Here is an 11,129-nt window from a genome sequence, read left to right as displayed (position 1 = left end):
TACTTAGCAAACTTGCTAACTAAACTTATCAAAACACTTCGTTGGGCTGCCCCGTGGAAGTGGATGCGCATTTTAGAGATTTTTAGCTGGGCGTCAACAGCTAATTTCAACTTTTTAACCGTTCGCTGTTTTATTGAACGATATCACCAAATAATAGTCCTATATGCTAATGAAACCTGTGAATTCGCTGGATAAATACACAGAGGCGAAAACATTTCGATTCACTTATAGTCAATGAGTTGTATATGAACAGCAGTATCCTTAGTCGTAGCAATATAGCAAACGCAAATACAAAAAAGAGAATAATGATGCGTACCCTAGTTTTTATTTGGTTATTTATAGTTATTAGTTTTAGCAGTTATGCAAGTGACCCAAGTAAGGATGCTAAAAGCAAACGTATAATTGCAGGATTCATAAAACAACAAGCAAAAGCCAACGTTAATATAGGAAGAAGTGTTAGTACTATTTTAGGTCGTTATCCTGAACAGGTAGATTTAGTTATTCCAGTGGCTTTAGAACTATACCCTGATAAATACGAACAGATTGTTCGCGGTGCCATTAATGCAGAACCAGCACTGGCCTGCGATGTGGTTGTTGCGGCAATTGAAAGTAAATTAGTGGATAGTCAGGAAATCGTGCGTATTGCAGTAGAGTCAGATCCAGCTTATGCCAGTGAAATAGTCGAAACGGCTGCTTCGCATGATATTGCAGAAATTCAAAACATTGTCAGAGTTGCCATTAGTACCAGCGACTTCCATCAAGATGCAATTGTTGAGTCCACCATATCTAGTTTCCCTGAGCAATTCGCTGAAATACTATCAGGCGCAATTCAAGCCTTACCTGACCAAATCACGACTTTCGTTTCTACTGCATTGGGAATTGTGCCAGAACAGAGTGAAGAGGTTGTAGCGACTGCCGTAAGTCAGAATAAGCACATTGATAACCGCAAGATTGTTGATACAGCAATTGCCAATGGTATGAACCAAGCCACTGCAATTGATGCCGCGTTAGCCGGTGGCGCAAAGCCTGACGAATTTGCCAATATTACAGAAGAAGCTAAGTAGTCGCTTTAACTATCAGCCATAATACTAGACATATGCGCAGTTACGGTTAAAATCTGCGCTCCCTGAAATTGAGGCGTTTCTATGTTTAGTCATATTCATCCTGATAATTACCCACAACAACTTGAACAAAAACAACAGCAAATCCGCGAAATGTTTGCTGAATTCACACTTCCAACGTTTGAGTGTTTTGAATCTGAACCGCTAAATTACCGCTTACGTGCTGAGTTTCGTGTTTGGCATGATGGTGATGACCTTGACTACATCATGTTCAACAGTGAAACGAAAGAAAAGTTTAAGCTGACGACATTTCCAGTAGCAAGCGTTTTGATCAATGATGCAATGCAAGCTTTGATTCAGTTTGTTAAAGCGAATGAATTGTTACGCCGTAAACTATTTCAAGTTGATTTTCTTTCAACATTAAGTGGTGAATTGTTAGTAAGCCTGCTTTACCACAAACAGTTAGATGATGCTTGGCAAGCAGAAGCGCAAGCATTGAAAGCTGAGCTTGCCAAAATCGCACCAACAGACATTATCGGCCGTGCACGTAAGCAAAAGGTTATTCTTGATAAAGATTATGTAGTTGAAACGCTCACCGTTGATGGTAAGCAATATCATTATCAGCAAGTTGAAAATAGCTTTACGCAGCCAAATGGCGGCGTAAACCAGCATATGTTGAGTTGGGCAAAACACGCAACCCAAGGTCGTAGCGGCGATTTGATTGAGCTATATTGTGGAAATGGGAATTTTAGCCTTGCCTTAGCCGAGAATTTTGATCGTGTTTTAGGCACGGAAATATCGAAAACATCGGTCAATTCTGCGCAATACAATATCAAAGCGAACAATATAGATAATGTTGACATTGTCCGTATGTCGAGTGAAGAGTTCACTCAAGCAATGAATGGCGAGCGCACCTTTAGACGATTGGATGGCTTTGATTTAACCAGCTACAAATTTGATACGGTATTAGTCGATCCACCGCGTGCCGGTTTAGACCCAGACAGCGTTGAATTAGTTAGACGATTTGATTTAATTGTTTATATTTCCTGTAATCCGGAAACACTGAAAGACAACCTACAGGCGCTAACGACAACTCATCATATAGAACGGTTTGCCTTATTTGATCAATTCCCTTACACCCACCATGTTGAAACGGGTGTTATCCTTAAACGCCGTTAATCTTAGCAACGCGCTAACCTACATAGATAGCGTTTATTGCAAACCACATTTTTTAGACCACCTTTTCTAAACTAAAGTGAGCTAACGAGTTTTTAGCTCACTTTCTATATCACTAACTATATTGCTCAGTAAATCTTGGCTTAACTCTCTTGCTTGAGCCACTTTTTCTGGTGAAAGTTGCTTGCTCATGCGCTGTTCTTGCCATTGGTATCGACTATATAGTTGACTATCGTCTGTTAATTCCAACAACAGATAGAGATACGCTAAAGCTTGGCTACCGTCATTATTTCCAAACTTTTGCTGCCATAAATTATCAGACAAACGCGCGATGGCTTTCACATGCCCTTGCAATGCTGCAGTTTTTAAATACTCTTGCTGAGCCGCCAGCACCTCAGCTCTAGCAGTCAATGCAGGGCGAGTTTCACTTTCTACCTTTACTAATAGCTCGGTATTAGCGAAACCATAGTCAAGCATGGCGTCAAGATGACCTTGGTTTGCTGCAACCGCTAAATAATGAGCAAATTGCTTTTTGGTCGCATGCATTACCCCTTGGCAATATTCATAGTTTTCTGCGAGTTTGGCTAGGTAATTATCAGCTTCATTGTTATCGAGCGCTTCATTTACTCTATCTTGGTAACTCGCTTCATCGCTGGGAGTGTAAAAACAGTATCTCAGGTTTTTGGCAAGTATAAATGCAGCCTGCAAATTTCCATTTTCGCTCAAGTATTCAAGTTGAGCTAATTGAGTATGCAGTGGCGTTGATAACTTCCAGCTACTGGTTGATTGCCTTTCAATACCTGTTAGCTCTTCTATAGGTTGACCGTTAATCTCAGTATTTAAGGCGTTTGAATTTTCTGGGCAACTTTGTTCATTACTATCATGTAAACAGACATCAGCAGTGTCGCTAAACTTGTGCTCTAGTGCTATTAAAGTTGTGTCCTCTTTATCGCCTATGCTAACAATATTTTGCCTATCCTTAGAACATTGCAATAGAGAGTTAACAACAATAGCTACCGCTACAAAGATTAAAAAAGCAGTTGCCGTCCAGCGCATTTACAATTGTTCTTTAACTCTTAATCGAGCAGAAAAGTCACTGGCTCCACGCGCGATAAATCGCAACTGTTGCACCACATTTTCGGCTAACTCCTCTCGCTCTTTCAAATCTATATCTAGGGCGTCAGCGCCAGCGCTGAACACTATCGTTACTGCAGCTTTTGCTTGGAGTAGCGCAACTTGTGCATCTAGCTTATTGGCTTCTTGCAAGTAGTCACTTAGTTCAAGCGTGAAATAACGAATTTCACGATTAACCGCCGCACGAAAAGCCGCTGATGTGCCAGAACGTTCACGCAATAGTAATCGAAAAATATTGCCGTTGTTCTCAATAAATTCCATAAAGGTATGAACAGATATCTTGATAACCGAGCCACCTTTGGCAATGCGTTGCCGTGCCTGACGCATCAATTGACGTAACGTTAAGCCAGCTTCGTCAACTAGCGTTAACCCAAGTTCATCCATATCAGAAAAGTGACGGTAAAACGAAGTTGGTGCTAAGCCCGCCTCTTTGGCCACTTCGCGTAAGCTCAAACTCGAAAAGCTGCGATCTGCACTTAATTGCCCTAAAGCTGCATCAATTAATTGTCGACGAGTTTTCTCTTTTTGCTGGGCACGAATTCCTGCCATTAGATTACCTTTGTTTTTATAGACTTAGTCATAATACTTAATTGAAATTCCGTTGTCAGGTGATGACAATTGGGTGAAGTTTATCACAGATCAACATTTCTCGGCTTGACTCAATATCTGCGCCAGCTAAAATAGTGAACACTTGTACGCTCAAATATCTAAATCGGAAAATTAATGAATAAGCCTCGTATTATTTGGCTAAACGTTTTAGTGTTTTTAATCACTTTCTTGTTTGCTGCCATCGCCGTGCCATACCGTGCTATAACCCATGGATTCGACGGTGCTGAAATAACTATGGCAATTGTCTGCTTTATCTATTGTGGTATGTCAATCACAGCAGGGTATCACAGACTGTGGTCACACAAGACTTATCAGGCACACTGGAGCTTACGCCTGATTTATGCACTAGGTGGTGCATTTGCCCTACAAAACAGTATTTTGCATTGGTCTTCAGATCATCGTATTCATCATAAGCACGTCGACAACAATGATGTAGACCCATACTCAGCGAAACGCGGCTTCTGGTATTCACACATTGGCTGGATGCTTCGTGAGTACCAAGCACACCGTTATAATAACTATGACAATGTGCGTGACTTACAAAAAGATAAAATTGTTATGTGGCAACACAAACACTACCTTGCCCTAACCTTAGCGATGAACTTTGGTGTGCCATTGGCATTTGGTTTATGGCATGGCGACGTGATCAGCAGCCTGTTGTTAGTTGGTTTCTTCCGCTTAGTAATGAGCCACCACACAACCTTCTTTATTAACTCACTAGCTCACATCTGGGGTAAGCAAACCTACACAGATAAAAACACTGCTCGTGATAACGGCGTGTTAGCTTTCTTTACTTTTGGTGAGGGTTACCACAACTATCACCATATCTTTGAAAATGACTATCGCAATGGCATTCGCTGGTACCAGTTCGATCCAACCAAGTGGTTAATCAAAGGTTGTAATTATATTGGCTTAACCTCGAAGTTGCGTACCTCACCGGAAGATAAGGTCGAAAAAGCAAAATTGGCAATGACCTTAAAGCGCAGTCAACAGCGTTTAAGTGCGCACCCTCAAGCCGAAGAAATGCGTCAAAAGCTACAAGCTGAGTATGATTTATTAATTGCTAAATTAAATGAATTCTACGAGCTTAAAAAGCAGGTATTAGTGAACAAGAAAGATAAGTTGCTTTCAGAAGTTGAAAATTCAGAGCTGATCAAGCAATTTACAGAGCTTAAGCAAACACTTGCTGATCAGCGTAAGAGCTGGCAACTGCTAACCGCAAAACTTGCATAGTATTCTTATTGTAGCTGTTACAGTTTGCCGAAACGGGTGACCATTTCGGCAAACTGCCTCTCGATATTATCCTATCTCTTTCGCAGCCAATTTCAGCATCTTCAATCAGAACGCGTATAATTAGTTACCTATCCTACTAATTCTTGGTAAAATTTCACCAAACTGTTTTCTGGGGAAGGTAACTTGGCTAAAGCAAAATCTACATCAAAAATCACATTCGACTTTGACGCAATCGTCATTGGTACAGGTCCAGGTGGCGAAGGCGCAGCAATGAACCTAACCAAAGCAGGCCAGAAAGTTGCAGTTATCGAAAAACATAATGAGGTTGGCGGCGGCTGTACGCATTGGGGCACCATTCCGTCGAAAGCGCTGCGTCACTCCGTCAGTCGCTTGGTTGAGTACAACAGTAATCCGTTATTCAATCAATCTGAAAAAGCGGCGACTTTAACCTTCGATAATATTTTACAACACACCACAAAAGTGATTCGTGATCAGGTGCGTTTGCGCGGCGGTTTCTACAGCCGAAATGAAGTCAAGGTTTACCACGGTGAAGCTACCTTTATTGATAAGCACAATTTACACATTCAGTACCCAGATGGTTCAAGTGAGCAAGTAAGCGCCAAAACAATTGTCATCGCTACCGGTTCACGTCCTTATCGACCTGCAGATGTTGATTTTACTCATTCTCGTATCTATGACTCTGATACCATTTTGTCGCTAAAACATGAACCAAAGTCGATCATCATTTATGGTGCTGGTGTTATTGGTTGCGAATACGCATCAATTTTCAGAGGTTTAGGTTGTAAAGTTGATTTAATCAATACCCGCGATCGCCTATTGTCATTTATGGATGCAGAGATGACAGATTCGCTAAGCTACCATTTCTGGAATAGCGGTATCGTGATTCGCCACGGTGAAGAATACTCAGCAATTGAAGGTCGAGATGACGGTGTTGTATTAACCCTACAATCAGGCAAGCGCATGAAAGCTGACTGCATACTATTTGCCAACGGCCGAACCGGTAATACCGACAAGCTCGGCATTGAAAATATCGGTTTAACGGCGAATTCACGTGGATCATTGACCGTTGATAGCACCTACAAAACCGAGGTTGATAATATTTACGCCATTGGTGATGTTATTGGCTACCCTAGCCTTGCTAGTGCCGCTTATGATCAAGGTCGTATTGCCGCTGACTACATTCTCAATATCTCTACTGAAGGCCAGTTAATTGAAGATATCCCGACGGGTATTTATACCATTCCAGAGATGTCGTCAGTAGGTAAAAATGAACAAGAGCTCACTGCCGCAAAAATCCCTTATGAAGTTGGCAGGGCCTCATTTAAACATTTAGCTCGCGCACAAATTGGTGCTAGTCCTGTTGGTAGCTTAAAAATTCTTTTCCACTGCGATACCAAAGAAATTTTAGGCATTCATTGCTTTGGTGAACGCTCTGCTGAGATTGTGCATATCGGCCAAGCCATTATGCAGCAAAAAGGCGAGGCGAATACCATTGAATACTTTATTCACACAACCTTTAACTATCCAACAATGGCAGAAGCTTATCGCGTTGCGGCGCTCAATGGCTTAAATCGCCTATTTTAGTGCGATGAAGTTGTTGCCTAAGTTATCACTAAGTGCAATTTTTGCTGGGCAGGTATTTTTATCTGCTCTAGCGCCACCGGCTCTCGCAGAAAGTTTCAGTTTATATTTGACACGACACGCAGAGAAACAATCAAACAGTGCCGACCCTTTACTGACAAACTGCGGCCAACAAAGAGCTATGTTACTTGCTGACACACTCAGCAACGTTGAAATTCATGCAATTTATAGCACCAGCTACCAAAGAACGTTGGCAACTGCCCAACCAACAGCGAGGGCTAAAAATCTCAGTGTGACTCAATATGCACCCAATGGACTTGAACAATTAGCAAGAGTGCTTAAACAAAAACAATTGAATACGCTTGTGGTCGGGCACAGTAATACCACTCCCATGCTACTGTCACTGCTCACCGGCAAGGCTTTTGACAAAATTCCAGAAGATAATTTCCGCCATCTATATCAGGTCGTCATAACCACTGATCAGAACAACGAGATTACGGATATGGTAGTGACTGATCTGACTCAATCGCTGCGATGTCGCTAGTGAGTGTTGGCTCCTACGCCAAGTTCCAGCACTTTGTAGTCGCTAATTTTGAAGAGTTTGCCCCATTGCTGGGTCGTTAGCATATCGGTCATAAATTCCCCCTTCAACGCTAACACTGTACCTTCTATTCGGTATGCTTTAGGCAAGTTCATTGGCAGAAGCTTTTCATTTTGATCGGTAACAATGCCATAAAAGCCGCCTTCAAAGTTTAGGTAATGCACTTTACCGGTTTTCCAACCCTGCTGCTGATATTCTTGTGCTGTCATTGTTTGACTTACATCCATGGTTTTATCTGGCATTGGTTTATCTGGCTGAGCAAAACTGGTCATCGGTAAGATGCACAGAGGTAACAAGTACCTGCTTATTGCATTAATCGACGGTGGGAGTCTATGGAAAAGAAAATGGATCATACGTGACTTGCTCCGTAGCGCATAATCACCGAACGTAATTCACTATGCTTGCAAGACAAACTGGCTTCTAGGTGGCAAGTCATAGGCTTGGTTGATCGCCAAATAACGCGACTCAATCACCCCTGCTCTTTGGTCAATTTCTTCAGGCCGCTGTGGCAAACTCGGAGAAATTGATTCTTGCGCCTGAATTGTTGATTGGACAAAGCTATCGAAGTCATCGCGGGCAAAATCACTTTGCTGTGAACTTGCACCTGTATCTGCATCTAGATTTGAAAAGCTTGAGCTGGGCACACTAACCGCTGGCGTTGCCGATACTGCAGAATCAAGGTTAGTGCTCGCGTCATCAGATCCAAGTTCAGCAGTGCGCTCTGAGCCAAAGCTATTGATTGTTGGTCGACCATCACCTGATGGTTGTGGTGATTGCTCTTCACCCTCTTCCACTCTTTGCTGCCTGAGTACTTCTGCCTGCGCTTGAGCAATAATACGAGAAGCTTCTGCCGCAACACGTAAATCTTGCGTCGAAGGATTCGCAGGAGCAAGCGCAGCGTCATAAACCCTACGCATCTTGGTAATTGTTTCTTGTGGTGAGCCGGCTTCAGATAAATCTACCGAGACCTCACCTTCAACCGCATAACGGCGGCCATCAGGGCCTACTTCAAAGCTATAACTTGGCGCGCCAGTGTATGGACCACCTACCGCTGCATGCGCTTGCTCATGAGTACGAACTTCCAAATCACGGGCACTAAGTTCACGCACCGCTTGTTGTTCATCGGGCGTTAACTCACGGCTGTTGGTATTGGAGTCCTCACCGCTACTCTCATCTTCCGCTTGGGCATTAGCACTTTGCCCTTGTTCTTGTTGACCTGGCTGCTCACCAGATTGATCTTGACCTCGTTGACGCTCATTGATGCTGGCACTTTCTCGCTCTGCTTGCTCTTGAATAGCAGCAAAATCAATACCTTCTTCAACATTTTGTGCCGGTGTTCTGGCACGTTCACGCTCACTGGCAACGCCTTTCTCAGCAGCACTCTGACTAAGCGCTGGTGCTTGTGTAATAACTTCTCGCTGAACATTGTCACGACGCAAGCTGTCAGTGGGCGGGTTGACCACTGTCGCTAAAGGTAACTGATTAACTTGCGTCGTAATATTCATCGCGAGGTATATGCTAGGTACTAGGCAGTAACATCAAGTAACGTACCGAGTGTTTCATCGGCCGTTTGAATAACTTCTGCTGAGGCACGAGCTTGGAATTCAGCAACGCGAAGGTTAACAACCTCTTCGGTAAGATTAGGCTCAGACTCACCAGCTAAACCAGCTTGTGCTGCTTGGCTTTCAAATTCACTGCGCTCTTGCTCGGTGATTGTTGTCGCATCAACAATATTGGCTGCAGTTTCATTTAAACGTTGATTTGCGTTCGTAAACCCTTGTAAGCCTGCATTAAAGGCTGATTGAACATCCATCACCTACTCCTAAAATCTGTCTTATTAACTAAAACTCACAGTGATTATCGCAACACTTGTCGCAATACTTATCGGTACATAAGTCGCAACATAAACAACACTGTGTATTACTACTTAGTCAGACGACTGACATGTTTGTTCAATTATCGAGCAGGCCTGCCTAAAAGTCAATCAGGGTAAGGGGTGTGAATAATTTAATAGTGACCCGTATTATCGCTTAACCAAGCGTTCAAATGTTCAACAAACTCCTGAAAATTCGAAATAAATGGTGCATGTGACGCCTTATCAAAAACAACCAAATCACTATTTGTGGCTAAATTATCAACCAAATTAATCACTTTTTTCGGAACTAAGCTATCCATTTTTCCGTAAATGCGCAGGAAAGGCATTGTGATTTGAACCAACTCTGCTCTTGTATCTGCACTTGCCAGAATATGCAAACCTTGCTCCAAAGCTTTTTTATCAGGAAGTGGTTTCGCCATCACCAACTGCTGGATTTGACGGATGTCTTCTTTGATATGACTACTGCCCATTGCTTGAATCTTCAAAAAGCCTGATAAGGTTTTGCCGATATCTTTGGCAAGCTGCTGATGAAAAGTTGCTAACAATTCAGGCTTAATGCCGGGCCAATCGTGATTTTCAACAAAATAAGGAGAAGTCGCAACATGCACTAAACCCAGCACATCGGTTTGCGAAGCTGTTCGAGCAATTTGGGTTGCCACTAAACCGCCTAGTGACCAGCCCAAATAAACAGCAGGCTCGGCAACGGACTGATAAACAAGTTCGGCGAGCTCAGCCAATTCATAATGTGCAGGTAAGCAATCAACATTGTCACCATAGCCCGGCAAATCAATTGATATCACTTTGAAGCGCTCGGCGAGCTTAACTGCGAGTGGCTCAAAAACACCACTATTTAGCCCCCACCCATGCAACAAAACAATAGGAGTCCCCTGTCCAATACTCGAAAATTTTAAACTTTGTGCCATGCTTGCTTATAAATAATAAGTTAATAACTTAGTTTAACGAAAGCAGTAGCGCCAGCCTAGCTTTGATAGCAGCATTCCTGTTTAGGCAAGAACCTAGTTGGCTTTAATCTTTCTGAATTCTAGGATTAGCTAGCTGTGGCAAAGATTGCCTGTGATAACTGACACTATCGAAAAACTTGTCGCCAAAGCGACACAATTAATACATCTCTTTAATTATTGTGAGTTGTGTGAGCAGCCTATTTACCAACAAGTTGCTTTATGCGACCACTGCGTATCATTAATCCCACGCTTTCAGTTAGACAGCCTTAACGGTGACTTGCTAAATCGACCTGAAATCTACGGGCTTTACAGCAAATGTGCATTTGATCACCTAGTCGCGATTTCACCATATCAATATCCCATGAGCGACTGGTTAAAACAGTTCAAATACTTAGGCCGTTGGCAGTACCAACGGCTTTGCTGCAGAGTACTGCACTTTCATTTAAATGAGCTGCTTAAGCTAAGCGACTTTCGCCCGCCAGATATTGTGATGCCTGTCCCCATTCACATTAATCGCTGGCAGCATCGAGGTTTCAATCAAACCTTACCGTTAGCACGAACTGTTGCCAAGGTATTCAAGGTTCAATGCAACGCAGGTTGCTTGGTACGGCAAACTCAAACAGGTTCGCAAGCGCAAGCATCCGGTCAACTGCGGCGTAAGCAGTTGAAAAACAACTTTGCGTTAGTCACTGACGAAACAAGCAATGAAACAAGCAACGAAGTAACGGACAAGCGTGTAAAGCTCGAGGGCATGCACGTTGCACTGGTTGATGATGTTGTCACCACAGGGGCAACGGTAAGTGAAATTAGCCGCCTATTGAAAGCGGCTAATGTCGCTAAGGTGAGTGTCTACTGTTTAGCGCTTAGCCTCTAGA

General features: G+C 42.9%; 12 protein-coding genes. 6 read left to right on the top strand and 6 right to left on the bottom strand.

What is annotated here, in order from left to right; all coding sequences use genetic code 11:
• The first annotated feature begins 305 nt into the window (after positions 1-305).
• Together ACSLUR_RS17115 and trmA are read left to right on the top strand one after the other, a co-directional pair.
• Positions 306-1,064 (top strand): hypothetical protein, encoded by a 759-nt coding sequence (locus ACSLUR_RS17115; RefSeq protein ID WP_448556539.1) that lies wholly within the window; start codon positions 306-308, stop codon positions 1,062-1,064.
• A gap of 81 nt (positions 1,065-1,145) precedes the next feature.
• Complete coding sequence (gene trmA / locus ACSLUR_RS17110; RefSeq protein ID WP_448556538.1) at positions 1,146-2,240, top strand: tRNA (uridine(54)-C5)-methyltransferase TrmA; 1,095 nt, start codon at positions 1,146-1,148, stop codon at positions 2,238-2,240.
• An 81-nt stretch (positions 2,241-2,321) separates the two neighbouring features.
• Here trmA and ACSLUR_RS17105 read toward each other — a convergent pair whose 3' ends face one another.
• Complete coding sequence (locus tag ACSLUR_RS17105) at positions 2,322-3,293, bottom strand: hypothetical protein (RefSeq protein ID WP_448556537.1); 972 nt, start codon at positions 3,291-3,293, stop codon at positions 2,322-2,324.
• Positions 3,294-3,920 carry an HTH-type transcriptional repressor FabR gene (fabR, locus tag ACSLUR_RS17100; protein ID WP_115998700.1) on the bottom strand — a complete coding sequence of 209 codons (627 nt, stop codon included), beginning with the start codon at positions 3,918-3,920 and terminating at the stop codon, positions 3,294-3,296.
• Positions 3,921-4,094: 174 nt separating this feature from the next.
• On the opposite strand from fabR, the gene ACSLUR_RS17095 reads away from it, so the two are divergent.
• From ACSLUR_RS17095 to ACSLUR_RS17085, 3 genes are all read left to right on the top strand, one after another.
• Positions 4,095-5,213: a fatty acid desaturase gene (locus ACSLUR_RS17095; RefSeq protein WP_448556536.1), complete on the top strand. Its 1,119-nt coding sequence runs from the start codon at positions 4,095-4,097 to the stop codon at positions 5,211-5,213.
• Positions 5,214-5,396: 183 nt separating this feature from the next.
• On the top strand, positions 5,397-6,818 hold the full coding sequence (sthA, locus tag ACSLUR_RS17090) for a Si-specific NAD(P)(+) transhydrogenase (RefSeq protein WP_281269061.1): 1,422 nt from the start codon (positions 5,397-5,399) through the stop codon (positions 6,816-6,818).
• A 13-nt stretch (positions 6,819-6,831) separates the two neighbouring features.
• Positions 6,832-7,359 (top strand): phosphoglycerate mutase family protein, encoded by a 528-nt coding sequence (locus tag ACSLUR_RS17085; RefSeq protein ID WP_448556535.1) that lies wholly within the window; start codon positions 6,832-6,834, stop codon positions 7,357-7,359.
• Here ACSLUR_RS17085 and ACSLUR_RS17080 read toward each other — a convergent pair.
• The 4 genes from ACSLUR_RS17080 to bioH all read right to left on the bottom strand — a co-directional run bounded on the left by ACSLUR_RS17080 (position 7,356) and on the right by bioH (position 10,215).
• Positions 7,356-7,769, bottom strand: coding sequence for a hypothetical protein (locus ACSLUR_RS17080; protein ID WP_448556534.1), 414 nt, complete (start codon positions 7,767-7,769; stop codon positions 7,356-7,358). The two genes, ACSLUR_RS17085 and ACSLUR_RS17080, sit on opposite strands and share 4 nt — an antisense overlap.
• 42 nt (positions 7,770-7,811) lie before the next feature.
• Positions 7,812-8,921 carry a putative metalloprotease CJM1_0395 family protein gene (locus ACSLUR_RS17075; protein ID WP_448556533.1) on the bottom strand — a complete coding sequence of 370 codons (1,110 nt, stop codon included), beginning with the start codon at positions 8,919-8,921 and terminating at the stop codon, positions 7,812-7,814.
• Positions 8,922-8,941: 20 nt separating this feature from the next.
• The gene (locus ACSLUR_RS17070; RefSeq protein WP_115998695.1) at positions 8,942-9,229 is read right to left on the bottom strand and encodes a hypothetical protein; all 288 of its coding nucleotides are present in this window, start codon (positions 9,227-9,229) and stop codon (positions 8,942-8,944) included.
• A 194-nt stretch (positions 9,230-9,423) separates the two neighbouring features.
• Positions 9,424-10,215 carry a pimeloyl-ACP methyl ester esterase BioH gene (gene bioH, locus ACSLUR_RS17065; RefSeq protein WP_448556532.1) on the bottom strand — a complete coding sequence of 264 codons (792 nt, stop codon included), beginning with the start codon at positions 10,213-10,215 and terminating at the stop codon, positions 9,424-9,426.
• A gap of 151 nt (positions 10,216-10,366) precedes the next feature.
• Here bioH and ACSLUR_RS17060 point away from each other — a divergent pair, with 151 nt between their 5' ends.
• Entirely contained in the window at positions 10,367-11,128 is a 762-nt protein-coding gene (locus ACSLUR_RS17060; RefSeq protein ID WP_448556531.1) for a ComF family protein, read from the top strand.
• The last annotated feature ends 1 nt before the right edge of the window (position 11,129 follow it).

Source organism: Thalassotalea montiporae (assembly GCF_053485855.1).
This window is presented reverse-complemented; position numbering and strand designations above follow the sequence as displayed.